Origin of the sequence: Bradyrhizobium sp. ISRA442 (genome assembly GCF_038085055.1) — a bacterium.
Lineage (GTDB): Bacteria > Pseudomonadota > Alphaproteobacteria > Rhizobiales > Xanthobacteraceae > Bradyrhizobium.
In genome coordinates this window covers 217,507-239,953 of the sequence record NZ_JALGCN010000003.1, presented here as the reverse complement: position 1 = coordinate 239,953, position 22,447 = coordinate 217,507, and the positions used below count along the sequence as shown (strand labels likewise).

The 22,447-nt window shown below is 65.9% G+C and carries 24 protein-coding genes; 8 read left to right on the top strand and 16 right to left on the bottom strand.

Annotation, left to right across the window (positions count from 1 at the left end; all coding sequences use genetic code 11):
* Positions 1-12 precede the first annotated feature (12 nt).
* Positions 13-624 (top strand): gamma-glutamylcyclotransferase, encoded by a 612-nt coding sequence (locus MTR72_RS07420; RefSeq protein WP_341510264.1) that lies wholly within the window; start codon positions 13-15, stop codon positions 622-624.
* On the opposite strand, the gene MTR72_RS07415 is transcribed toward MTR72_RS07420, so the two are convergent.
* From MTR72_RS07415 to ftsE, 4 genes are all read right to left on the bottom strand, one after another.
* Positions 621-1,394, bottom strand: coding sequence for a lysophospholipid acyltransferase family protein (locus MTR72_RS07415; protein ID WP_280968193.1), 774 nt, complete (start codon positions 1,392-1,394; stop codon positions 621-623). The genes MTR72_RS07420 and MTR72_RS07415 overlap by 4 nt on opposite strands.
* An 11-nt stretch (positions 1,395-1,405) precedes the next feature.
* Positions 1,406-2,110 carry a YdcF family protein gene (locus MTR72_RS07410; protein WP_280968192.1) on the bottom strand — a complete coding sequence of 235 codons (705 nt, stop codon included), beginning with the start codon at positions 2,108-2,110 and terminating at the stop codon, positions 1,406-1,408.
* 189 nt (positions 2,111-2,299) lie between these two features.
* Complete coding sequence (locus MTR72_RS07405) at positions 2,300-3,268, bottom strand: cell division protein FtsX (protein ID WP_280968191.1); 969 nt, start codon at positions 3,266-3,268, stop codon at positions 2,300-2,302.
* The gene (gene ftsE, locus MTR72_RS07400) at positions 3,261-3,920 is read right to left on the bottom strand and encodes a cell division ATP-binding protein FtsE (RefSeq protein WP_279374890.1); all 660 of its coding nucleotides are present in this window, start codon (positions 3,918-3,920) and stop codon (positions 3,261-3,263) included. Before ftsE ends, MTR72_RS07405 begins: the two co-directional genes overlap by 8 nt.
* 161 nt (positions 3,921-4,081) lie before the next feature.
* Between ftsE and MTR72_RS07395 the strand changes: the two genes are divergently transcribed.
* Entirely contained in the window at positions 4,082-4,960 is an 879-nt protein-coding gene (locus tag MTR72_RS07395; protein ID WP_341510263.1) for an MJ0042-type zinc finger domain-containing protein, read from the top strand.
* A gap of 36 nt (positions 4,961-4,996) precedes the next feature.
* Complete coding sequence (locus MTR72_RS07390; protein ID WP_341510262.1) at positions 4,997-5,371, top strand: response regulator; 375 nt, start codon at positions 4,997-4,999, stop codon at positions 5,369-5,371.
* 281 nt (positions 5,372-5,652) lie between these two features.
* On the opposite strand, the gene MTR72_RS07385 is transcribed toward MTR72_RS07390, so the two are convergent.
* The gene (locus MTR72_RS07385) at positions 5,653-8,295 is read right to left on the bottom strand and encodes a TIGR02302 family protein (RefSeq protein WP_280968188.1); all 2,643 of its coding nucleotides are present in this window, start codon (positions 8,293-8,295) and stop codon (positions 5,653-5,655) included.
* A gap of 167 nt (positions 8,296-8,462) precedes the next feature.
* Between MTR72_RS07385 and MTR72_RS07380 the strand changes: the two genes are divergently transcribed.
* Together MTR72_RS07380 and MTR72_RS07375 are read left to right on the top strand one after the other, a co-directional pair.
* Complete coding sequence (locus MTR72_RS07380) at positions 8,463-8,846, top strand: carboxymuconolactone decarboxylase family protein (RefSeq protein ID WP_008567285.1); 384 nt, start codon at positions 8,463-8,465, stop codon at positions 8,844-8,846.
* A 224-nt stretch (positions 8,847-9,070) separates the two neighbouring features.
* The gene (locus tag MTR72_RS07375; RefSeq protein WP_280968187.1) at positions 9,071-9,979 is read left to right on the top strand and encodes an NAD(P)-dependent oxidoreductase; all 909 of its coding nucleotides are present in this window, start codon (positions 9,071-9,073) and stop codon (positions 9,977-9,979) included.
* Positions 9,980-10,187: 208 nt separating this feature from the next.
* On the opposite strand, the gene lysA is transcribed toward MTR72_RS07375, so the two are convergent.
* From lysA to argH, 3 genes are all read right to left on the bottom strand, one after another.
* Entirely contained in the window at positions 10,188-11,453 is a 1,266-nt protein-coding gene (gene lysA, locus MTR72_RS07370) for a diaminopimelate decarboxylase (protein ID WP_280968186.1), read from the bottom strand.
* Positions 11,454-11,476: 23 nt separating this feature from the next.
* Positions 11,477-11,767, bottom strand: a complete 291-nt coding sequence (gene lptM, locus MTR72_RS07365; RefSeq protein ID WP_280968185.1) for an LPS translocon maturation chaperone LptM — start codon at positions 11,765-11,767, stop codon at positions 11,477-11,479.
* 93 nt (positions 11,768-11,860) lie between these two features.
* On the bottom strand, positions 11,861-13,258 hold the full coding sequence (gene argH, locus MTR72_RS07360; RefSeq protein ID WP_280968184.1) for an argininosuccinate lyase: 1,398 nt from the start codon (positions 13,256-13,258) through the stop codon (positions 11,861-11,863).
* 118 nt (positions 13,259-13,376) lie between these two features.
* On the opposite strand from argH, the gene tlpA reads away from it, so the two are divergent.
* Positions 13,377-14,039, top strand: a complete 663-nt coding sequence (tlpA, locus tag MTR72_RS07355; protein WP_280968183.1) for a thiol:disulfide interchange protein TlpA — start codon at positions 13,377-13,379, stop codon at positions 14,037-14,039.
* Here the strand turns inward: tlpA and MTR72_RS07350 are convergent.
* The 6 genes from MTR72_RS07350 to MTR72_RS07325 form a co-directional block, all read right to left on the bottom strand.
* A complete protein-coding gene (locus MTR72_RS07350) occupies positions 14,036-14,230 on the bottom strand; it encodes a putative motility protein (protein WP_280968182.1) in 195 nt (64 codons plus the stop codon). The two genes, tlpA and MTR72_RS07350, sit on opposite strands and share 4 nt — an antisense overlap.
* 241 nt (positions 14,231-14,471) lie before the next feature.
* On the bottom strand, positions 14,472-15,353 hold the full coding sequence (locus tag MTR72_RS07345; protein WP_280968181.1) for a 3-hydroxybutyryl-CoA dehydrogenase: 882 nt from the start codon (positions 15,351-15,353) through the stop codon (positions 14,472-14,474).
* A 212-nt stretch (positions 15,354-15,565) separates the two neighbouring features.
* A complete protein-coding gene (locus tag MTR72_RS07340; RefSeq protein WP_280968180.1) occupies positions 15,566-16,510 on the bottom strand; it encodes an electron transfer flavoprotein subunit alpha/FixB family protein in 945 nt (314 codons plus the stop codon).
* Positions 16,510-17,259: an electron transfer flavoprotein subunit beta/FixA family protein gene (locus tag MTR72_RS07335; RefSeq protein WP_280968179.1), complete on the bottom strand. Its 750-nt coding sequence runs from the start codon at positions 17,257-17,259 to the stop codon at positions 16,510-16,512. The genes MTR72_RS07340 and MTR72_RS07335 overlap by 1 nt, the downstream gene beginning before the upstream one ends.
* Before the next feature lie 126 nt (positions 17,260-17,385).
* A complete protein-coding gene (locus tag MTR72_RS07330; protein ID WP_280968178.1) occupies positions 17,386-17,958 on the bottom strand; it encodes a cob(I)yrinic acid a,c-diamide adenosyltransferase in 573 nt (190 codons plus the stop codon).
* 22 nt (positions 17,959-17,980) lie between these two features.
* Complete coding sequence (locus tag MTR72_RS07325) at positions 17,981-18,175, bottom strand: twin transmembrane helix small protein (RefSeq protein ID WP_279374876.1); 195 nt, start codon at positions 18,173-18,175, stop codon at positions 17,981-17,983.
* A 340-nt stretch (positions 18,176-18,515) separates the two neighbouring features.
* Between MTR72_RS07325 and MTR72_RS07320 the strand changes: the two genes are divergently transcribed.
* Positions 18,516-19,409, top strand: coding sequence for a YihY/virulence factor BrkB family protein (locus MTR72_RS07320; protein ID WP_341510261.1), 894 nt, complete (start codon positions 18,516-18,518; stop codon positions 19,407-19,409).
* On the opposite strand, the gene MTR72_RS07315 is transcribed toward MTR72_RS07320, so the two are convergent.
* Positions 19,336-20,598, bottom strand: a complete 1,263-nt coding sequence (locus tag MTR72_RS07315; RefSeq protein ID WP_280968176.1) for an ATP-binding protein — start codon at positions 20,596-20,598, stop codon at positions 19,336-19,338. The two genes, MTR72_RS07320 and MTR72_RS07315, sit on opposite strands and share 74 nt — an antisense overlap.
* A 102-nt stretch (positions 20,599-20,700) precedes the next feature.
* Positions 20,701-21,573 (bottom strand): tRNA glutamyl-Q(34) synthetase GluQRS, encoded by an 873-nt coding sequence (gluQRS, locus tag MTR72_RS07310; RefSeq protein ID WP_280968175.1) that lies wholly within the window; start codon positions 21,571-21,573, stop codon positions 20,701-20,703.
* Positions 21,574-21,796: 223 nt separating this feature from the next.
* Between gluQRS and MTR72_RS07305 the strand changes: the two genes are divergently transcribed.
* Positions 21,797-22,444 carry a DNA-3-methyladenine glycosylase family protein gene (locus MTR72_RS07305; protein ID WP_280968174.1) on the top strand — a complete coding sequence of 216 codons (648 nt, stop codon included), beginning with the start codon at positions 21,797-21,799 and terminating at the stop codon, positions 22,442-22,444.
* Positions 22,445-22,447: the final 3 nt, after the last annotated feature.

The following is a 22,447-nucleotide window of genomic DNA, read 5'->3' as shown; positions in this document are numbered from 1 at the left end:
GCCGTGCCCGAAATGTCGGAAATTGCCCTTCCCCCCGTCACCACCGCCACGGGCGACCTCTGGGTGTTCGGCTACGGCTCGCTGATGTGGCGGCCGGGCTTCGAATTCGAGGAACGCGTCCCGGCGCGGCTGGTCGGCGAGCACCGCGCGCTCTGCGTCTATTCCTTCGTGCATCGCGGTACCCCGGAGAAGCCGGGCCTCGTGCTCGGGCTCGACCGCGGCGGGGCGTGCCGCGGCATCGCCTTCCGCATCGCCGAAAAGAACCGCACCGACGTAGTCGCCTATTTGCGGGAACGCGAGCAGGTGACGTCGGTCTATCGCGAGGTGATGCGCTCGGTGTGGCTCGAGAACGATGCGCGCCAGCGCGTATCGGCGCTCGCCTATGTCGTCGACCGCGGCCACGCCCAATATGCCGGACGGCTGTCGCTCGCCGAGCAGCACCGCCACGTGCTCCAGGGCCATGGCCAGTCCGGCGCCAACCGCGATTACGTGACCGCAACGGTGAAGGCGATCGAGGCCGAAGGCTTTCGCGACACACAGCTACATCAACTCGCGACAATGTTGCATGGTGATGCGCATGCCCTGCACGCGCCGGCTCCGGCTGAAGACCACGAAGATCGCTAGGTGCTCGTCGCCGCGTAGCTCGGCGCGGATCCGATCAGCCGTTCCTGCTCCTTGCGGCCGGTTTCGACGATGCGGCTGGTCGCGCCCTCGATGGCATCGCGGATATGTGCGATGTACTCGTCCTTCGGCAGGCCTGGGGGCAGCGGGTCGAGGAATTCGACCACCAGCGTGCCGGGATAGCGCATGAAGGTGCGGCGCGGCCAGAACAGGCCGGAGTTGAGCGCGATCGGCAGGCACTGCACGCCGCAGGCGGAATAGATCTGGGCGAAGCCGGTCTTGTAGTCGGGCGGCGCGCCGGGCGCACGGCGCGTGCCTTCGGGGAAAATCACGAGCTGGCAGCCACTGCGCACGGCTTCACGCGCCCGCCGTGTCATGTCCAGGAGCGCCTTGACGCCGGCGGTGCGGTCGATCGCGATCATGCCGGTCTTGATCAGAAATTGGCCGAACACCGGAATGTTCATGAGCTGCCGCTTGAGGATGAAGATCGGCCGATCGAAGAACTGGAGCAATGCAAAGGTCTCCCAGAACGACTGATGCTTCGCCACGATCACCAGCGGCCCCTTCGGGATCTTCTCCTGTCCGCGGAATTCGACCTTGATGTTGCAGACAACGCGCATAAGGAACAGGGTTGCATTTGCCCACCATCCGGCGACCGTCAGCAGCGCGCGCACCGGCATCAGGAAGGTCGGCAGCGCCACGATCGCGAGCACAACGAACACGATGTAAAACAGCACGTTGAACACGAGCGAGCGCAGGAAAATCAGGAACATCAACAATCCGATCAATTGGCCTGTGCGGTGGCGGGCCGCTTCGGCGGCTGGCCCGCAGGCTGCTCCGACACTTCGGGCGCAAGGTCAACCCCGAAATCCTCGAGCCGCACCCTAAGCTCAGCCGCGATGTATTTGACATATTCCGACAAGAGTAGCCGCAGCGTCGAGGCCGAAGTCCACCACGGCTCCTCGCGCCATTTGTCGCCGACCACAGCGAACGGGATCAGCGCCATCTCCGGCATTGCGTGCGAGAACTCCACCAGCGCCCGCGGCATGTGGTAATTCGATGTGACCACGATCAGTGACTTGAAGCCGCGCTCCTGCGCCCAGCGCCGCGTCTCCGCCGCGTTGCCACGGGTCGAGACCGCGGTGCGGTCGAGATCGACGCAGCAATGCATGAAGGACTGGCTCTCCGGCAGTGTCCGGGAGATGTCGCTTGCCGTAGAGGTCGGGTGCACCCCCGAGATCAGGAGCCGTTTGCCGTAGCCGGCGGCCAGCAGCTCCATCGCGTCCGACACCCGCGAGGAGCCGCCGGTCAGCACCACGATGCCGTCGGCCTTGCGGTCCGGCGCGAGCTCGGCGCCGCGCAATTGCGACAGGAACGCGAGGAAGCCCGCCGCGGCCCCGACGAAGGCGATCGCGAGGGTCGACACGACCATCGCGCGCAGCCAGCCGCGCGGCAGGTTCGGCGATCGATCGTCGGTCGGCGAGGTCATGCGATGTCGGTGATCCCTTCCCCGGGTGATTTTAAGACGTTTTGAGGCGAAGTGGAGTCCGGTTTGGCGGGCTTGCGCCAACGCAATGAACTGCTCAAGCATCGACGTCGGCAGTGCGCTCCCTCGCCCCGCTTGCGGGGAGAGGCGAAGAAATCACGGGCAAGCTCATTCTTTTCGACACTCGCGCACTCACTCAACATCATTCAGCGTCGCGAACAGTGTCTGGCGCGAGGCGACCGCGGTGATCGCGCCGATCAGCAGCGCCTGCACCGCGAGCACGATGTAGCCGGACGGCCGCAGCGAGAAGGTGCCGAGCAGGGCCGCAAACTGGTCGCCGACCGGGGTGCCCGAGAACCAGCCGGCGATCGACTCGGAGAAACCGAACACCAACATGGCGACGCCGCCGCCGATCACGCCGCCCTCGAGCCCCAGGCGGAGGAAATGCCGCAGGAAACGGTTGGCGATGTAGCGGTCACCGGCGCCGACGAAATGCAAGACCTCGACGATCGGGCGGTTCGCCGCCATCGCGCCGCGGGTTGCGAACGAGACTGAGATGATGGTCGCGACGATCACGAGCGCGAGGATCCCCAGGCCGGCGAGCACGGTCGCATTGGTCATCGAGCGCATGCGCTCGATCCAGGCGCGGTGATCGTCGACGCTCGCGCTTGGGGCCACCTGCGTCACGCGGGCGCGCAAGGCGGCGAGGTCAAGCGCCGTGCCCGGCTGCACTCGGGCGATGATCATGCGCGGCACCGGCAGATCGTCCATCGACAGGCCGGTGCCGAGCCACGGCTCGAGCAGCTTGCCGGATTCCTCCTTGCTGAACGGCTTGACTTCGACGATGCCCGCTTGCGCGCGCATCGCCTCGGCGACCGCCGCAGTGTCGCGCTCGATGTCGCGCCCGGCCTGCGGGCGGACCTGGATGGTGATTTCGCTCGCGACATCCGATTGCCATTCCGCCGCCGAGGCGCTGACCAGTAACACCGTGCCGGTCGTCATCGAGGCGAGGAAGGTCATGATGGCAACAACGGCGACCAGCGCGCGACCGTGAATCGAGGCGCGCGGCACGATCGGCGACATGTTGCGCGCCTTGGCCGGCAGCGGCGGACGCTCCTGTCCGAGGTCAACCAGCACGCCGCGCTCTTCGGTCCTACTCATAGACGTGCAGCCGTCCCTGGTGCAGCACCAGCCGCCGCGCCTCGTACTGATCCATCAGCGTAATATCGTGGGTCGCGATGATGACGGCGGTGCCGGACTTGTTGAGCTCGATGAACAGGCGCAGCAGACGGCGCCCGAGCGTCGGATCGACGCTGCCGGTCGGCTCGTCCGCGAGCAGGAGCTGCGGCCGCGAGATCACCGCGCGCGCAATCGCCGCGCGTTGCTTCTCGCCACCGGACAGGATCGGCGGCAGCGCGTCCATACGGTCGCCGAGCCCCACCCAGCGCAAGAGATCGATGACCTCCTTGCGATAGCTCGATTCGCTGCGACCCATGACGCGGAACGGCAGCGCCACGTTCTCGTAGGTCGTCATGTGGTCGAGCAGGCGGAAATCCTGGAGCACGATGCCGATGCGCTTGCGCAAGTCGGCTATCTCGTCCTTGCCGAGCTGCGAGATGTCATGGCCGAACAGGTTGATCAGGCCACGCGTCGGCCGATGCGACAGGAACAACAGGCGCAGCAACGAGGTCTTGCCGGCGCCGGACGGGCCGGTGAGAAACTGGAAGGAATGCGCCGGAATCTGGAAGCTCAGGTCGCGCAGGATCTCTGGCCCCAGACCGTAACGCAGTCCGACATTTTCGAACCGAACCAAGCTCAGCTCCGTTCGAGAGGGGACGCAGCACGCAGCGCGAAGTTCCGCCGCACGCTCGAGAAGGGTTGTGCGGCCGTTATGGTTTCCGGTTCGTTAACGGTCGCCTTGTAGCATTCAAGGTGCCCGGTTTCGCACGATCGGGTCATCGCCGAGGCTGGTCCATGCACATCGTCTGTCCCCATTGTACGACATCCTATGCCATCAAGCTCGCGAGCCTTGGGGCCAATGGGCGGACCGTGCGTTGCTCCCGCTGCAAGGAGACCTGGGTGGCGCATCCCGAGGACGCCATCGAGGAGGCCTCCGTCCCAGCCATGGTCGCAGCAAGCCGGGCCGACGATCAGTCTGATCTGGCCGAGCAATGGAACTCTTACGCCAGGGACGACGGCGCGGCCGATACGCCCGTGGTCGACAGCCCTTCGATCGCCAGCGACTGGCCGGACGAGAACGCTGGACAGACCGAGGACGACTGGTCGGCGGCCGGCTCCGCCGAGGACGACGGCGCCGGCGTGCAGCACCAGTCCTGGTTCCGCGGCCTGTTCCGCCGCCGCATGGCGCTAGCGAGCCGCACCGAAGCCGCGCCGGCTCGGCGGAAATCCTATCCCGGGCTACCGACCGCCTGCGCCGCGATGGGCGCCCTGGTCGCGGCCCTCGTGATTTGGCGCACCGACATGGTGCGGCTGCTGCCGCAGACGGCGGCATTCTACAGAATGGTCGGCTTCGACGTGAACCTGCGTGGGCTGGCCTTTAAGGACGTCAAGCTCTCCAGCGAGACGGTGGACCGCAAGCAGGTGCTGGTGATCGAGGGCGTGATCGTCGGCGAGGGCAACAAGAAGCCGCTCGAGATCCCGCGGCTGCGCTTCGCGGTGCGCGACGCGCAAGGCGCCGAGATCTATGCCTGGAACGCAGTACTGGAGCAGACAGTTCTTCGGCCCGGCGAGCGCGCCTTTTTCAGGTCGCGCCTAGCCTCGCCACCGGCTGAGGGCCGCAATATCGATGTTCGTTTCTTCAACCGGCGCGACGTTGTCGGCGGCAGCGTATAATCGGCACCGCCCAGGTCCGCACGGGAGATTGGTCCCATGCCAAAAGTCTTGATCGCCGACGACGAGGAGTCCATGCGCACGCTGGTGGCGCGCGCCATCGCGATGGACGGTCACCAGACCGTCACCGCGCAGGACGGCGCCGAGGCGCTGGAGATCCTGATCCGCGAGGACGGTGCGTTCGACCTGCTGCTCACAGACATCCAGATGCCGGTAATGGACGGCATTGCGCTCGCGCTCTCCGCCGCGCGCGATTTCCCCGATCTGACCATTCTGCTGATGACCGGATTTGCCGACCAGCGCGAACGCGCCTCGAACCTGAATGCGCTGGTGCATGATGTCGTGACGAAGCCGTTCTCAGTCGCCGACATCCGCACCGCGGTCGCCGATGCGCTGGCGGCGAAGAAGAGGTAGCGGCGCAGCGAGTTGAACTACCCCCACTGCTCCAACCTCGTCATTGCGAGCGCAGCGACATGCGGGACCAGCCGTCCCGGATGTCGCTTCGTCTCGGAAACCAACGCTGTCATTCCCCGCGAAAGCGGGGAATCCAGTACGCCGCGGCTTCTCAATGACATAGCGATGTCTCGGAGTACCGGATCGCCCGATCAAATCGGGCGATGACACCGAGAATGCGGGACGGAAGACACAAATCGCGTGCGCCCATCGCGAACCATGCTGAGCCGCAAAATCGCGCCTCAAAAATCCTTCAGCAGCCGCTCGAGATAGTCGAGCTCGATCTGCGGGCGCGAGGGGTCGCCGAGGCGGCGGCGGAGCTCTTCGAGGATGCGGCGGACGCGCTGGACGTCGATCTCGCCGGGGATCTTCACCGTGTAGTCGTCGCCGAATTCGCGGCCGTGCAAGGGCCGCCCGAGCGGGTCGGTCTGATTGCCGCCACTCTGCTGCCGGCCGGCGCGGTTGCCGGGACCATCGCCCTGGCCGTCGCCATCGCCCTGCTGCATCGCCTCGGCCATCTTCTGCGCGCCCTTGCGCAGCGCATCCAGCGCCTTGCCCTGGGAATCCACGGCACCGTCGGCATTGCCGTCGCCGAGCTTGGAGCCGGCATCGCCCATGGCGTTGTCGGCGGTGTCCAGGCCGTTGTCGTCATCACCCTGGTCGCCGTCCTGATCGCCGTCTTGTCCCTGTTGACCCTGGCCCTTTTGTCCCTGTTCGCCCTGCTGGCCGCGCTGACCCTTCTGTCCCTTCTGGCCGTTCTGTGAGAGACCACGCTTGGCGAGGTCCTCCTGCAGCTTCTTCAGCCGGTCGCGTAGCGCCTGCTGGTCCTGCTGGAGGTCGGACATCGACTGGTCGCCCTGCTGCTTGCCACGCATGCGGTCGCGCCGGGAGTCCTGGCCCTGCTTGAAGGTCTTGTCGCGAAGCTGCTGCTGCTTGCGGATCATGTCGCCGAGTTCGTTGAGCGCCTGCTCCATGTCGCTGTCGCCGGACTGTCCCGGCTGCGCCATCTGCAGGCCCTCCAGCATCTGCTGAAGCTGATCGAGCAACTGCTTGGCCGCGTCCTTGTCGCCGGAGCGCGACAGGCGCTCCATGCGGTCGATCATGTTGTTGAGGTCCTGCTGACGCAGGACCTTGGTATTGGGATCGAGCGGCCGGGCGAGCTGCTGCGGATTGTTGCGGAACTGCTCGGCGAGCTGGCGCATGAAATTGTCGAGCGCCTGGCGCAGATCCTGCGTGAGCTTCTTGACCTCTTCGTCGCTCGCACCGCGCTCCAGGGCCTGCTTCAGCGCGTCCTGCGCCGCGCGCAGCGCCTTGTCGACGTCGCTGATGTTGCCGTCCTCGATCGTCACCGCGAGCGCCCACAGGCTCGCCACGACCTCGCGCAGCGCATCGTCGGTACGCGCCGCCTCAAGCTGCCGTGCGACGCTATGGAGTCCGAGATATTGCCCGGCCTCCGGCGTGAACAATTCAGGCGCGATCATCAGCGCATCGAGCGCGGCGTAGACGTCAGCGTTCTTGTTGGCGTCGAGCGCAAGGATGCGGCGCTGCTCGATCAGCGCGCGCGCGAGCGGCTTGGTGAAGAGCCGCTCCGGCAGGCGCATGTTGAAGGGCTCGCTTTTCGCCTCGTTGCCGGCCTCGTCCTTGGCGGTGAGGGTCAGCGTGACGTCGGCGCCGGCGTAGGGATCTTCGCTGAGATCCTTCACCGTCTGGCCGACGCCGTTGCGGGTGCGCGCATTCGGCAGCACGAGGGCGAATTGCGGCGGCTGGAACAGCGGCCGAGCCGCGTTGGCATCCGCATCCTTGTTGCCCTTGTTGCCGTCCTTGGCAGTGTCCTTGGAATCGGCGGGACGCAGGGCGAACTGCGCCTCGGCGCCGGTCACGCCGTAATCGTCCTCAATCTTGTAGGCGAGCTGCAGCGCGCCGCGCGCCTGGCGCTCCGGATCCTTGGCGAGCGCAATCGTCGGCGGGCGATCCGGCGTCGCGGCGAAGGTCCATTGCGGTTGGCCCGAGGGCGCGCGGACGTGTGCGGTGCCGTCACCAGTGATCGTAAAGTGCTTTTCGTTTGTGCCCTTGGGCGCGGCTTCCGTCGGAGCGGCTTCCTTGAGGCCGCCGGAAACGGCGACATCGAGGTTGCCGCCGGAGGAGCGCACGATCAGCGTCGAGCCGGCGGGAACGGCAAGCGGCCCGTTTGCCGGCAACGCGGCGGCTTCCTTATTGGCGGCCGACAGGATTACCGGCGGCTTCGCGGTATAGACCGGCGGGGTGACCCAGGCATCGACGCGGACATTGGTCGGCGCCAGCACGCCGTTCCAGTCGAAGGCGGCGCCTAACCGCAGCGCGCGCTCGTCGCCGGCGGCGAAGAAGGTCGCAACCAACATCACCATGACCAGCGCGCGGAGCGCCCAGGGATCGTGGATGGGAAGGCGCGGACGCGGCAAACCGGCGCGGATGCGCTTGAGCGAGGCCAGCGTGCGCTCACGCTGGGCCTGCCACAGCGCCTGCGCGACCGGATCCTGCGAGGTCAGGGTGTCCGTGAGCGTCGTCGCCGGACGGTGACGGATACCCGAACCGCGGTCGAGCCGGCCCAGGGCCTGCTCGCGGCTCGGCCAGCGGAAGCGAATCAGCGGGAACAGCGCGGCAGCCGCGAGGCCTGCGAAGACGGCAAGACCAATCGCGCGGGCAACAGAGGGCAGCGCCAGCCAGAGACCGGCCCAGGAAACCACCAGGAACAGCCCGGCAACGGTCAGCAGGCGCGCCAGATGCGGCCAGGCGCGCTCCCAGGCGATTGCATATGTGGCCCGCTGCAGGGCCTGCGCCAGCTTCAGCCGCGACAGCGCGTCGCCGTCGCGGACCGGATCTGACGGGTCGGGGGTGACACCGTTCAATCAACTCTCCAGGTTGCCCGGTGAGAGAAGCGTATCACAACGGCAGCACTGAGGCATCCGTTCCTGTACGGGACCCACCCCTTTTGCCGCATAACACGAGGACGTGACTGGCCCGGCGCAACCCCGTAGTTTCCGCGACGCCATCCAAGGGAGACGAAGGAAACGCCATGGACAAGAAGATGCACGACAAGGGCCTGGAAGTCCGCAAAGCGGTGCTGGGCGAGGCCTATGTCAACAACGCCCTGAAGAATGTCGACGATTTCAACCGTCCGTTCCAGGAGATGCTCAACGAATATTGCTGGGGCACGGTGTGGGGCCGCGAGGAGCTGCCGCGCAAGACCCGCAGCATGCTCAACATCGCGATGATCGCGATCCTCAACCGCCAGCACGAATTCCGCGCGCATCTGAAGGGCGCGCTGACCAACGGCGTTACGCGCGACGAGATCCGCGAGATCCTGATGCAGGTCGCCATCTATGGCGGCATGCCGGCGGCAGTCGATAGCTTCCGGATCGCGCGCGAGGTGTTCGCGGAGATCGACGGGAAGGCGTGAGGGGACGACTGTGTGAGGGACGCACCGTCCCTCACCGCCGTCGTCCCGGCGAAGGCCGGGACCCATAACCACAGGCAGATGTGGTTGCGGGGACTCGGGGTTACCGCCTTCGCGCCACAACTACTCCCTGGGGTAATGGGTCCCGGCCTTCGCCGGGACGACAGCCGAGGGTGTGGTGCGCGGCTCCGCTCTCAACAACGAACAACAAGCACAAGGGAAACACCATGGACATCGGTTTCATCGGCCTCGGGAACATGGGATTGCCGATGGCGCGGCGGCTGGTCGAGGCCGGACATCGGCTCGTCGTATTCGACACGCGCAAGGAGGTCATCGACAAGCTTGTGGCCCGCGGCGCAAAAGCTGCGACGTCGCCGAAGGACGTCGCCGACCAGGTCGAGACCGTGATGGCGAGCCTGCCCTCCCTGCAAGCGTCGCTCGCGGTCGCTACGGGGCCGAACGGCGTGATCGAGGGCCAGCGCGTCAAGCGCTTCGTCGACCTGTCGACCGTCGGCTCGCAGATGGCGGCGAAGATCCACGGCCTGCTCGCGAGGCGCAGCATCGTGCAGATCGACAGCCCGGTCTCGGGCGGTGTCGGCGGCGCGGAGAAGGGCACGCTGGCGGTGATGGTGTCCGGGCCGAGAGCGGAATTCGAGACGATCAAGGCCGCACTCGGCGTGATCGGCAAGGTGTTCTTCATCGGCGAGAAACCGGGCGCAGCGCAGACCATGAAGCTCGCCAACAACTTCCTTTCGGCCACCGCGATCGTGGCAACCTCGGAAGCCGTGGTGATGGGCGTGAAGGCCGGGCTCGATCCCGCCGTGATGATCGACGTCATCAATGCCGGCTCGGGCATGAACACCGCGAGCCGCGACAAGTTTCCGCGCTCGGTGCTGCCGCGCACCTTCGACTTCGGCTTCGCCACGGGCTTGATGGTGAAGGACGTGCGGCTGGCGCTCGAGGAGATGAAGCAGCTCGGCCTGTCGATGGAGGTCGCGGATGCAGTGGGCCGGTTGTGGGAGACCGTGATCAGCACGGAGGGCGCCGATTCCGATTTCACCGCGGCGATCAAGCCGATCGAGAAGAAGGCGGGTGTCGTGGTCGGCGGGACGACGGGCGGATTGGCGGGAAGATAGTTTTCGGGCGCAACTCCCTCCCCGCGTCGTCCTGGACAAGCGAGCAAAGCGAGCGCTGATCCAGCACCCATTGCCACAGGGAGAAGTTTGGCGAAGACTCGCAGTTACCAGCTTCGTGCCACAACCGCATCCTGGGGTAATGGGTCCTGGCTTTCGCCAGGACGACGACCGAACAGGAGACGCGGTTGTGCCGCCCCTCGCCTCGTGATCACAGCCACGGCGCCGGCTTGTCCATCGCGATCAACTGCTCGACCTCGATGCGCGGGCGCACCACCGCGTACTGGTCGTCCTTCACCAGCACCTCCGCTACCAACGGCCGCGTGTTGTAGGTGCCGGCCTGCACGGCGCCATAGGCGCCGGCGGTCATGATGGCCAGGAGATCGCCGGGCTTTGGCGTCGGCAGCGTGCGGTCGAGGGCGAGATAGTCGCCGGTCTCGCAGACCGGGCCGACGACGTCGGCCATGATGGTGGCCGCGCCCTTCGCCGGCTGCTTCACCGGCAGGATGTCGTGGTGCGCCTCGTACAGCGTCGGGCGGATCAGGTCGTTCATCGCAGCGTCGATGATGACGAAGTTCTTGCCGTCGCCGTGCTTCACGTAGATCACCTTGGTGACCAGGATGCCGGCATTGCCGACGATCATGCGGCCCGGCTCGAACATCAGCGTGCAGCCGAGATTGTGGGTGACGCGCTTGACCATCGCCGCATAGGCGTCGGGTGCCGGCGGCGCCTCGCGGTCCATGTAGTAGGGAATGCCGAGGCCGCCGCCGAAATCGACATGGGAGATGTCGTGGCCGTCGGCGCGCAGCGTCTGCACGAACTCGGCGAGGATCCGGAACGCGGTCTCCATGTTCGAGAGATCGGTGATCTGGCTGCCGATATGCACGTCGGTGCCGGTCACCTCGATGCCAGGCAGCTTCGCCGCGCGGGCATAGACCTCGCGCGCGTGCGCGATCGGGATGCCGAACTTGTTCTCGGACTTGCCGGTGGAGATCTTTGCGTGCGTGCCGGCATCGACGTCGGGATTGACGCGGACCGAGATGCGCGCGGTCTTGCCCATCTCGGTGGCAAGGCGCGAGAGCAATTCGAGCTCGGGCTCGGATTCGACATTGATGCAGAGGATGTCGGCGGCGAGCGCGGCGCGCAGCTCCGCTTCCGTCTTGCCGACACCGGAGAACAGGATCTTGCTGCCGGGAATGCCTGCGGCCAGCGCGCGCTTCAGCTCGCCGCCCGAGACGACGTCAGCGCCGGCCCCGAGCTTTGCCAACGTGCGCAGCACCGACTGGTTGGAATTGGCCTTCATGGCATAGCAGACCAGCACCTTCTCGCCGGCAAAGGCCTCGGTGAAGACGCGGTAGTGCCGCTCGAGCGTCGCGGTCGAATAGCAATAGAACGGCGTGCCGACAGTTGCGGCGAGGTCGGACAGGTTCACCGCCTCGGCGTGCAGCACGCCGTTGCGGTAGTCGAAATGGTTCATGGCGTTGGCTCGGTTGCCCCGGGTCAGTTTCCGGGCTTTTCGTCCAGGAGCGGGTCGAGGATAAACGATCGTTTCTTGCCCCTGGGCGCCGCCGGCGCGGCTTCCGCACCGTAGGTGGGATTGAACACGCTCGGCGTCCTCTGGGCTTCGGTCTCGGTGTCCGTCGGCGCGGCAATGTTGGCCGTGGACGCGTTGGAGGCGGTCGGCGGCAAGTCGAGCGGGCCCTTTCGGCCGCAGCCGGCAAGCGCGAGCGCCGTCAGGCTAAGGACAATGATGGCCCACCCCGAGCTGGCCGGGCGAAACTTTGACGTCACGACGAGATCCCCACTACGCGGGCCGCACCATACAGAGATTGGCGCGCTCTGGCGAGAGCCGGATGGTTATGAAACATAAGCGAAATTTTACCCTCAGCCCAATTTTCGCTCTTTTTCAAGCCGCTTCGCCCAGGCCTTGGCCTGGGACGCCACGTTCTTCGGCGCGGTGCCGCCGAAGCTGGTGCGGCTCTTCACCGACGATTCGACCGAGAGCACACCGAACACGTCCTTGCTGATCTTCGGCTCGATCGCCTGCATGTCCTTGAGCGGCAGCTCGTGGAGCGCCACACCATCCCTGGCGGCCTGCGCCACGATCCGGCCGGTGACGTGATGGGCTTCGCGGAACGGCATTTTCAGCGTCCGCACCAGCCAGTCGGCGAGATCGGTCGCGGTGGCGTAGCCCTCGCCTGCGGCGGCCATCATCTTGGCTTCATCGGGCACGAGGTCGCGGACCATGCCGGTCATGGCGCGGACCGCGAGCGACAGCGCGGCAAAGCCCTCCATGGCGCCCTGCTTGTCCTCCTGCATGTCCTTTTGATAGGCGAGTGGGAGGCCCTTCATCACGATCAGAAGCCCGTTGAGCGCGCCGATGACGCGCCCGGTCTTGGCGCGCACGAGCTCGGCCGCATCCGGGTTGCGCTTCTGCGGCATGATGGAAGAGCCCGTGGTGAACTTGTCGCTGAGCCTGACAAGGCCGACCAGCGGCGAGGTCCAGATCACGATCTCCTCGGCAAAGCGCGACATATGCACGGCGCAGATCGAAGCGGCCGACAAGGTCTCCAGCACGAAGTCGCGGTCCGAAACCGCGTCCAGCGAATTCGCCATCGGACGGTCGAACAGAAGCGCCTTCGCGGTGGCATGACGATCGATCGGGAACGAAGTGCCGGCGAGCGCGGCCGCGCCGAGCGGCGACTCGTTCAGCCGCTTGCGCGCGTCCTGGAAGCGGCCGCGATCGCGCGCGGCCATCTCGACATAGGCGAGCAGATGGTGGCCGAAGGTCACGGGCTGCGCGGTCTGTAGATGTGTGAAGCCGGGCATCACGGTCGCGGCATGCTCGAGCGCGCGCTCCACCAGCGCCTGTTGGAACGCGGCAAGCGCGGCGTCCAGCTCGTCGATCACGTCGCGGACGAACAGGCGGAAGTCGGTGGCGACCTGGTCGTTGCGCGAACGCGCAGTGTGCAGGCGGCCGGCGGCAGGGCCGATCAGCTCGGACAGCCGGCTCTCGACATTCATATGGATGTCCTCGAGCGCGCGCTTGAATTCAAAGCCGCCCTTGCCGATCTCTGACAAAATCGTGTCTAGACCCTTGCCGATATTTTTCGCATCAGAGGCCGTGATGATGCCCTGCGCGGCAAGCATCGCGGCGTGCGCCTTGGACGCGGCAATGTCCTGGGCAAAGAGGTGACGATCGACGTCGATGGAGACGTTGATTTCCTCCATGATCTCATCGGGACGTTCCGAGAACCGGCCGCCCCACATCTTGTTGCTCATGATCCCTTGCTCACGCCTTGGCTTGTCGCTGCGCGGCCTGTGCCGCACGTTTGCTGGCCGCAGCCAGCCGTACTAAGAGGCCCCTGATAGCCATATCTGCGACCGGATGACAAACGATATGCTCGACCAGAAGCCCTCCGCCACGCGCCGGATTCCCCTCGTCATCGCCACCGTGGCGATCGGAGGGCTGGCCGGCTTTGCCGCGCTGTACGGGCTGGGCCTGAGCCGCGCGCCCAGCGGCGATCCGGCCTGCCGGGCCGCGGTGACCACCGCGCAGAAGATCGCCCCGCTCGCCCGTGGCGAGGTGGCGGCGCTGACCATGGCGAGCGCCCCCCTGAAGCTGCCCGACCTCGCCTTCGAGGACGCCGACGGCAAGCCGAAAAAGCTGTCCGATTTCCGCGGCAAGACCTTGCTGGTGAACCTTTGGGCCACCTGGTGCGTGCCCTGTCGCAAGGAAATGCCGGCGCTGGAGGAGCTCCAGGCCAAGATGAGCGGACCGAATTTCGAGGTGGTGGCGATCAATATCGACACCCGCGACCCGGAGAAGCCGAAAAACTTCCTGAAAGAGGCCAATTTGACCAGGCTCGGCTATTTCAATGACCAGAAAGCCAAGGTTTTTCAGGATCTTAAGGCTATAGGCCGGGCGCTGGGAATGCCGACCTCCGTGCTGGTCGATCCCCAGGGCTGCGAGATCGCGACGATCGCCGGGCCCGCCGAATGGGCGAGCGAGGACGCGCTGAAGCTGCTCCGAGCCGCGGTTAACCCTGCGGCGGCGTTTTAGGCCGTGATGTTGAGGTTGCCGCCCACGCCAGGGCCGACATTGGCAAGCGAGGGCTGACCGGCGCCGAGCAAGGTCAGGACGGCGGATTTCTCCACATCCATGTTCTGCTTCATCACAGTCGCCGACACCTGCGACTGGAATGCGCCCTGCTGAGCGGCCAGCATGGTGCTGACCATCGCCATCATGTCCATTACGCGAACCCTCGTACCGGCTGCAGCCTAGGCGCGAGGGGTTAACGAGAGGTGGAGAGTTCGGACGGCTTCGTGTCGCAGACACAGTCCGACACGAAATGCCGTAGGTGAGCAAAGCGGCTTGTCCGCCGTAGCCCGACGAGCGAAGGCGGAAGCGTGCTCACCAATTCCATCACATGATTGGAGAATGGTGGGCACGGCGCTTCGCGCCTTTGCCCAGCCTAGGGCGCCACGAGACCGATCAGCGGGTCGGAACCGGCTTGGCGCCGCGATAGTCGTAGAAACCGCGCTGGGTCTTGCGGCCGAGCCAGCCGGCCTCGACGTATTTCACCAGCAGCGGACACGGCCGGTACTTCGAATCGGCCAACCCCTCGTGCAGCACCTGCATGATGGAGAGGCAGGTATCGAGGCCTATGAAGTCAGCGAGCTCCAGCGGGCCCATCGGATGGTGGGCACCGAGCTTCATCGCGGCGTCGATCGCCTCGACGTTTCCGACGCCCTCATAGAGCGTGTAGATCGCCTCGTTGATCATCGGCAGCAGGATGCGGTTGACGATGAAGGCCGGGAAATCCTCGGAGACCGCGACCTGCTTGCCGAGCTTGGCGACGAATTCCTTGGCCGCCTCGAAGGTCTGGTCGTCGGTGGCGATGCCGCGAATCAGCTCCACCAGCTCCATCAGCGGCACTGGATTCATGAAGTGGATGCCGATGAAGCGCTCGGGCCGGTCGGTCGCGGCGGCAAGACGCGTAATCGAGATCGAGGAGGTATCGGACGCCACGATCGCCTCCGGCTTCAACACCGCGCAGAGCTCGTGGAAGATCTTGCGCTTCACCTCCTCCTTCTCGACCGCGGTCTCGATCACGAGGTCGCAGTCGGCAAGGTCGTCGAGCTTCTCGGCCAGCTTGATGCGCGCGAGCGCCTTGGTCTTGTCGTCCTCGCTGACCGCCCGCTTGGAGACCTGGCGCGCCAGATTGCCGTTGATGGTGGCCATGCCCGATTTGAGTCGATCGGCCGAGACATCGTTGAGCACGACCTCGAAGCCGGCCAGCGCCGCAACATGCGCGATGCCATTGCCCATCTGCCCCGCGCCGATCACGCCGACCTTGTTGATCACTGCCGCCATAATGTCATCCACCGGAACGGCGCGCACGAACCGCGCCTGTCTATCCCCTCAGCCGGGAGGTCCGATTTAATCAGAACCTTGATTTAATCAGAACCTTGGCTCGAAACCTAGATCGGATACGCCTCTTCCGCGCACCTGCACGGAAGAAAACGCCTCAAAAATGAAACACCGGCCGGAGTGTACCCCCTCCGGCCGGTGTTTTTGACGCCAATTTACTTGCCGAGCTTGCCGAGTTCGGCCGTGAGCTCCGGAACCGCCTGGTAGAGGTCGGCGACCAGTCCATAGTCGGCAACCTGGAAGATCGGCGCGTCCTCGTCCTTGTTGATCGCGACGATCACCTTGGAGTCCTTCATGCCGGCCAGATGCTGGATCGCGCCGGAAATGCCGACCGCGACATAGAGCTCAGGGGCCACGACCTTGCCGGTCTGGCCGACCTGCCAGTCGTTCGGCGCATAGCCGGCATCGACCGCCGCGCGCGAGGCACCGACGCCGGCCCCTAACTTGTCGGCGAGCGGCTCGATGTATTTGGTAAAGTTTTCCCGGCTCTGCATCGCGCGACCACCGGAGACGATGATCTTCGCCGAGGTCAGCTCGGGGCGGTCGCTCTTGGCGACTTCCTCGCCGACAAAGGACGACAGGCCCGGATCGGCCGCCGCCGCCACGTTCTCAACAGCCGCGCCGCCGCCTTCGCCCGTCGCGGAGAAGGTGGAGGTGCGGACCGTGATGACCTTCTTGGCATCCTTCGACTTCACCGTCTGGATGGCGTTGCCGGCATAGATCGGGCGCTCGAAGGTGTCGGGTGCGACCACCTTGGTGATCTCCGAGACCTGCATGACATCGAGCAGCGCGGCGACGCGCGGCATCACGTTCTTGAAGCGCGAGGTCGCCGGCGCGACGATCGCGTCATAGCCGGACGCCAGCGACACGATCAGCGCAGCCAGCGGCTCGGCGAGATCGTGCGCGTAGAGCGCGCCGTCGGCGAGCAGCACCTTCTTCACGCCGGCGAGCTTGGCGGCGGCATCCGCCGCGGCCTTCGCGTTCTGGCCGGCGACCAGCACCTCGACGTCCGCGCCGAGCGCGGCAGCCGCGGTCAAGGCCTTGTTGGTCGCATCCTTCAGCGACGCATTGTCGTGTTCGGCAATCAGAAGCGTCGTCATCAGAGCACCCCGGCTTCGTTCTTGAGTTTCGCCACCAGTTCGGCGACGTCCTTGACCTTGACGCCTGCCTTGCGGCCCGGTGGCTCCGTCGTCTTGAGAACTTCGAGACGCGCGGTGACGTCGACGCCGTAATCGGCGACTGTCTTCTCCGCGATCGGCTTCTTCTTCGCCTTCATGATGTTCGGCAGCGAAGCATAACGCGGCTCGTTGAGGCGCAGGTCGGTGGTGACGATCGCCGGCCCCTTCAGCTTGACAGTCTGCAGGCCGCCGTCGACTTCGCGCGTGACCTTGAAGTCGGAGCCGTCGACCTCGAGCTTGGAGGCGAAGGTCGCCTGCGACCAGCCGAGCAGCGCGGCCAGCATCTGGCCGGTCTGGTTGCTGTCGTCATCGATCGCCTGCTTGCCCAGGATAATCAGGCCCGGCTGTTCTTCCTCCGCGACCTTCTTCAGGATCTTCGCGACGGCGAGCGGCTCGACGGTGCCCTCGGCCTTCACCAGGATGCCGCGGTCGGCGCCCATGGCAAGACCGGTGCGGATCGTCTCCGACGCCTGCGCCGGTCCGATGGAGACCACCACGACCTCGGTGGCCTTGCCGCCTTCCTTCAGGCGCAGCGCTTCCTCGACCGCGATTTCGTCGAACGGGTTCATCGACATCTTGACGTTGGCGAGTTCAACGCCCGATCCATCGCCCTTGACGCGGACCTTGACGTTGTAATCGACCACCCGCTTTACCGGCACTAAGACCTTCATCGATCCTCTTTCACTTATTTTGGGAGGGGGGTTATCAACTGGCGCGGAACCTAAAGGCCTGATCCGGCCCGGTCAACGCGCGAACGGGCCAAATTTTGGGTGGGCCGAACGCTACCCCCCAATGGGTCAGCGGTTCTGGCCCGGAACCCACAGCACGTCGCCCGCGCCATTATGATTTGCGGAGCGGCTCGCCACAAACAGGAAATCGGACAGCCGGTTCATATACTGAATGCCAGCCGCGCCGACCGGCTCGCCCGGCTTGGCGGCAAGCTCCACCATCACCCGTTCCGCCCTGCGGCATATCGTGCGCGCGACATGGAGATGCGCCGCCGTCGGGGTGCCACCCGGCAGCACGAAGGAGGTCAGCGGCGCCAGGTTTTCGTTGAGCGCGTCGATGTCGCGCTCAAGCCGCTCCACCTGGCTTGCCACGACCCGCAGCCGGTCCGCTTTGCCCTCACGCTCGGGCACCGCAAGGTCGGCGCCGAGATCGAACAGATCGTTCTGGATGCGGCCGAGCATCGCATCGAGATCGGAGGCGTCCTTGGTATGGAGCCGCACCACGCCGATCGCGGCATTGGTCTCGTCGACCGTGCCATAGGCCTCGATGCGCAGATCGTACTTGGCCCGGCGTTCACCGGTGCCGAGCGCCGTCGTGCCGTCGTCACCGGTGCGGGTATAGATGCGGTTGAGCACGACCATGTTTGCCTCGCGGATCTCTGCGCTAGCGGCCCATCGCCCACACCGCCAGCATGGCGATGATGATCGCCACGAACTGAAGCAGCACGCGCCACCGCATCAGCTTCTGCGAGGTGTTGGGCGAGCCGCCGCGCATCATGTTGACGAGTCCGAGCAGCAGCACCAACGCCACGGCGCCGGCTGCCACCGGCAGGATGAAAGAACTCAAAAGGGATGCCATTGGGGCTAGATAACACCGTGCTTGCCGATGCGCCATGGCGTCGCCGTGGCGACCGGCGTCATTCCGCGGCGATGCGACGGGACCGCGCAAAAGCGCCGCCCCGGAGCATCGAGCCCGGAATCCATTTCGCCATTAGCACCGCCGCTGAATGGATTCCGGGTTCGCGCTGCGCGCGTCCCGGAATGACGATCGACGGGGAACGGCCGCATCCACGATCTGGCTTTTAGGTCAATAATATCAGATGCTAGCGGGATGATCTCCGATCTGCGCCAATTGTCTGCCTTGTTCGCCTCTCCCCATATGCGGGGAGAGGGAGCAGCATCAGCTATGTAGGTGGCGCGTGAAGGCGGTTCGCTACCTCTATATCGTCGCGATGGATGCGTTCTACACGTTCCTCGCCGACGACGGCTGGGCGATTGCGAGCCATATCGCGCTGTCGACGCTGATGGCGCTGTTCCCGTTCCTGATCGTGCTGACCTCGCTCGCCGGCTTCTTCGGCTCCAAGGAGCTCGCCGACCAGGCCGCAGGCCTGATGCTGCAGGTCTGGCCGAAGCAGGTCGCCGATTCGATCTCGGGCGAAGTCCACGACGTGCTGACCACCACCCGCTCCGGCGCGCTGACGATCGGCGCGGTGCTGTCGGTCTATTTCGCCTCGAACGGCGTCGAAGCGCTCCGGGTCGCGCTCAACCGCGCTTATGCGGTGGTTGAGATGCGGCGCTGGTACTGGCTGCGGCTGGAGTCGATCGGCTACACGCTGGTCGCCGCCTTCACCGCGCTTGCCATGGCGTTCCTGATCGTGCTCGGGCCGCTCATCATCGAGGCGGCGCGGCGCCACATCCCGCTATTCGTCGAGTCCAACGAGAGCATCCTCACTTGGCTGCGTTACGGCATCACCATCGGCGCACTGGTCGTGGCACTATTCATCCTGCACGCCTGGCTCCCGGCGGGACGGCGCGGCTTCCTGCAGATCCTGCCCGGCATCGTCTTCACCGTGGGGGCATCGCTGATCTCCGGCATCGTGTTCGGGCAATATCTGGCGCGCTTCGCCAACAACTACGTGACGATGTATGCGGGCCTCGCCTCGGTGATCATCGCGCTGGTGTTTTTGTATTTCATCGCCGCGATCTTCGTCTACGGCGGTGAGCTCAATGCCGCGATCATCAAGTCGCGGCTTCCTCACGGCGTCTCGCTTCAAGCAGCGCAGTCGCTAAAGCCCGCGGGGACACAGGCTTGACCAGGAAGGCGTCGGCGCCAGCCTGACGCGAGGGCACCTCGTCCTCGCCGCGGCCCGACACTCCGATGATGGGGATATGAGCGAGCGGCGGCGGCATAGTGCGGATCCGCTTGATCGCCTCGATGCCGCCGATGCCCGGCAGCACCATATCCATCAGCACCGCGTCGAAGGTGCCCTGCGCGAGCCGGTCGACCGCATCCTCGCCGCGCCCGACGAACTCCGCATGATGGCCGAGCTCGGTCAGGATGGTGTTGAGCACGACCCGGCCGAACGGATTGTCTTCCACGCTGAGCACGCGCAAGGCCGCCACCGCATCAGCCTCGGGATCGTCGCTGCCCAATCCGTGGGGCTCGCCTGATCCCGACGCATGCAGCGATACCGTCAGCGTGAAGGTGGCGCCGCCGTTGCGCCGCGGAGCGACCGTGATGTCGCCGCCCATCGCACGCGCCAATTGCTTCACCGAAGACAGCCCGAGCCCGGCGCCGCCGAAGCGCGCCGCGATGGTGACGTTGGCCTGGGTGAACGGACGGAACAGCCGCTTGATCTCGGCCATGCTCAGGCCGATGCCGCTGTCGGAAACCGCAAACGCAACGCCGACCTTGCCCTTGTCTTTCGCCTTACCGCTGCCCGCTGGGGGACGCCAGGGCGCGACCGCAAGAGCTACGCCGCCCCGGTCGGTGAACTTCACGGCATTGTCGATCAGGTTCTCGAGCGCAGCGCGCAGGCGGACGGGATCGCCCACCACCAGGGCGGGAAGCTTGTCGGAGATCTCGACCTGGGCCTGAAGTCCCTTGGCCGCGGCGCGCCCGGCCAGCGAGTCGCCCATGCTGCGGGCCAGCGCCCGCAGGTCGAACAGGTCCTGGCGCAGCGCGTTTGCGCCCTTCCCGGTCCTGGCCGCGTCGACGAACAGGGTGGCAAGGCTCGCCAGGTGCTCGGCGCCGGCCTTGATGGTATCGGCCCAGCGCCGCTCCCGCTCGCCGAGATCGGAGGTCGCCAACAGGTCGCTGATCGCCAGAATTCCGGTCAGAGGCGTGCGGACCTCATGGGCGAAAGCAGCCAGCGCCGCCTGGACCACGTCGGGCGTGATGGCCGTGGCGCGTTTGCGCGCCGGGGCAACCACCCCGGACCGCTTCCGAGGCGGCCGCCTGGACGTCCGCGTGGTGCGCAATGCGCGCGTTTTCGCCGCCATGAATCCCTTCGAAGTATCGCTTCGAACCCCCGGGCTCACGGCGAGCATCGCACGGAGGAACACTCCGAGTCACGGCGACCTTTTGCTAAACCCCAGAGAAACTTAACCTAATCCCACCAGCCGGCGGATGTCGGCGGGCGTGGCGCCGGCCGCGCGCAACTCCCGCAGACCGGTCGAGCCGGTCGATTTCGACAGCTTCCGCCCCGCCTCGTCGCGAATCAGCCGGTGATGACGGTAAGCGGGCTCGGGCAGATCGAGCAGACTTTGCAGCAACCGGTGCACCGAGGTGGCGTGAAACAGGTCCTGGCCCCGCACCACCTCGCTTGCGCCCTGGAGCGCATCGTCGACCACCACCGACAAATGATAGCTGGTCGGCGTCTCCTTGCGCGCGAGGATGACGTCGCCCCACGCCTCGGGCCGCGCCGTGACAAGGTTGCGCTCGCCGTCCGGCCCTTCGCCCAATTCGTGCCAAGTCAGGTCGGCAACCCAGCGGCAGGCGGCCGCCATATCGAGCCGCAAGGCATAAGGCGCGCCGGACTCGATGAGGCGCGCGCGCTCGTCGGTCGGCAGCGACTTCGCGTCACCGGGGTAAAGCGGCGCCCCGTCGGGATCGCGCGGCCAGGGCCCGGCCGCCTCGCGCCCGGCTATCAGCCTCGCGATCTCGGCGCGGCTTTCGAAGCTGGGGTAGACGAGGCCGAGCACGGCAAGCTTCTCCAGCGCGGAGTGGTAGTCGGCAAGATGCTGCGACTGCCGCCGCACCGGCGTCTCCCAAGTGATGCCGAGCCAGGCGAGATCGTCGTAGATCGCCGTCTCGTATTCCGGCCGGCAACGCGTCGCGTCGATGTCCTCGATTCGCAGCAACAGCCGCCCGCCGCTCTCACGCGCACGGTCGAAGTTCAGCAGCGCCGAATAGGCGTGGCCGAGATGTAGGAAGCCGTTCGGGCTCGGCGCGAATCGGAAAACGGGTGGCGACATACGACAGATCTCGTCATGGCCGGGCATAGCCGTCTGAAGGACGGCGTGCTTCCGCTCACCTACGACCCGGCCATCCACCTTCTTCGGTGCCACATGCCGATCGTGTCAAGCTCAGGGACGAATACGAAGACCGTCACTCATGCTAACAATGATGCGCGGTTAGAAAGACGTCATGGCCGGGGCAAGCCCGGCCATGACGCTGGAAAGAGCTTGCCCAACCCCAATGACCATCCACCTCGAAAGCCAGTCCGATCTCGAAGATGCCGTCCAAACGCTGGTGAAACGCGACCCGCGCCTCAAACCCGTATTCGAGGTCGCCGGCATGCCCGCCTTGCGGCGGCGCGAGCCGGGCTTTGTCGGGCTTGCGCACATCGTCTGCGGGCAGCAGCTCTCAACCGCAAGCGCCGCGGCGATCTGGGGTCGGTTGTCGGCCGCTTTCGATCCATTCGACCATGACGCGGTGCGCCGCGCCCGCACCGACCGGCTGGGACGGCTCGGCCTCTCCGCCGCCAAGATCAAGACCTTGAAGCATCTTGCGCGCGAGATCACCGCGCAGCGGCTCAACCTCGAGGTGCTCGCCGAAGAGGACGCTGACGCGGCACATCACACCCTGATCTCGCTGCCGGGCATCGGGCCGTGGACGGCCGACGTCTACCTCCTGTTCTGTCTCGGCCATGGCGATGCCTGGCCGGCCGGCGACCTCGCCGTGCAGGAAGGCATCCGCATCGGACTGGGTTTGAAGGCACGGCCGACGGAAAAGCAGATGGCGCCGCTCGCCGAACCATGGCGGCCGCTGCGCGGCGCCGCGGCGCATCTGTGGTGGAGCTACTATCGCGCCGTGAAGAAGCGCGAAGGCGTGCTGACGGCCTGAAAT

Coding starts and splice junctions, on each gene's coding strand:
- MTR72_RS07405 (WP_280968191.1), bottom strand. CDS start 3,268: ATGAGTAGGACCGAAGAGCGCGGCGTGCTGGTTGACCTCGGACAGGAG.
- MTR72_RS07420 (WP_341510264.1), top strand. CDS start 13: ATGTCGGAAATTGCCCTTCCCCCCGTCACCACCGCCACGGGCGACCTC.
- MTR72_RS07410 (WP_280968192.1), bottom strand. CDS start 2,110: ATGACCTCGCCGACCGACGATCGATCGCCGAACCTGCCGCGCGGCTGG.
- MTR72_RS07330 (WP_280968178.1), bottom strand. CDS start 17,958: ATGGTCGTGCTCAACCGCATCTATACCCGCACCGGTGACGACGGCACG.
- MTR72_RS07345 (WP_280968181.1), bottom strand. CDS start 15,353: ATGGCGGCAGTGATCAACAAGGTCGGCGTGATCGGCGCGGGGCAGATG.
- MTR72_RS07395 (WP_341510263.1), top strand. CDS start 4,082: ATGCACATCGTCTGTCCCCATTGTACGACATCCTATGCCATCAAGCTC.
- tlpA (WP_280968183.1), top strand. CDS start 13,377: ATGCTCGACCAGAAGCCCTCCGCCACGCGCCGGATTCCCCTCGTCATC.
- MTR72_RS07315 (WP_280968176.1), bottom strand. CDS start 20,598: ATGGCGGCGAAAACGCGCGCATTGCGCACCACGCGGACGTCCAGGCGG.
- MTR72_RS07325 (WP_279374876.1), bottom strand. CDS start 18,175: ATGGCATCCCTTTTGAGTTCTTTCATCCTGCCGGTGGCAGCCGGCGCC.
- MTR72_RS07380 (WP_008567285.1), top strand. CDS start 8,463: ATGGACAAGAAGATGCACGACAAGGGCCTGGAAGTCCGCAAAGCGGTG.
- argH (WP_280968184.1), bottom strand. CDS start 13,258: ATGAGCAACAAGATGTGGGGCGGCCGGTTCTCGGAACGTCCCGATGAG.
- MTR72_RS07375 (WP_280968187.1), top strand. CDS start 9,071: ATGGACATCGGTTTCATCGGCCTCGGGAACATGGGATTGCCGATGGCG.
- lysA (WP_280968186.1), bottom strand. CDS start 11,453: ATGAACCATTTCGACTACCGCAACGGCGTGCTGCACGCCGAGGCGGTG.
- gluQRS (WP_280968175.1), bottom strand. CDS start 21,573: ATGTCGCCACCCGTTTTCCGATTCGCGCCGAGCCCGAACGGCTTCCTA.
- MTR72_RS07390 (WP_341510262.1), top strand. CDS start 4,997: ATGCCAAAAGTCTTGATCGCCGACGACGAGGAGTCCATGCGCACGCTG.
- MTR72_RS07350 (WP_280968182.1), bottom strand. CDS start 14,230: ATGGACATGATGGCGATGGTCAGCACCATGCTGGCCGCTCAGCAGGGC.
- MTR72_RS07415 (WP_280968193.1), bottom strand. CDS start 1,394: ATGTTCCTGATTTTCCTGCGCTCGCTCGTGTTCAACGTGCTGTTTTAC.
- MTR72_RS07340 (WP_280968180.1), bottom strand. CDS start 16,510: ATGACGACGCTTCTGATTGCCGAACACGACAATGCGTCGCTGAAGGAT.
- MTR72_RS07305 (WP_280968174.1), top strand. CDS start 21,797: ATGACCATCCACCTCGAAAGCCAGTCCGATCTCGAAGATGCCGTCCAA.
- MTR72_RS07335 (WP_280968179.1), bottom strand. CDS start 17,259: ATGAAGGTCTTAGTGCCGGTAAAGCGGGTGGTCGATTACAACGTCAAG.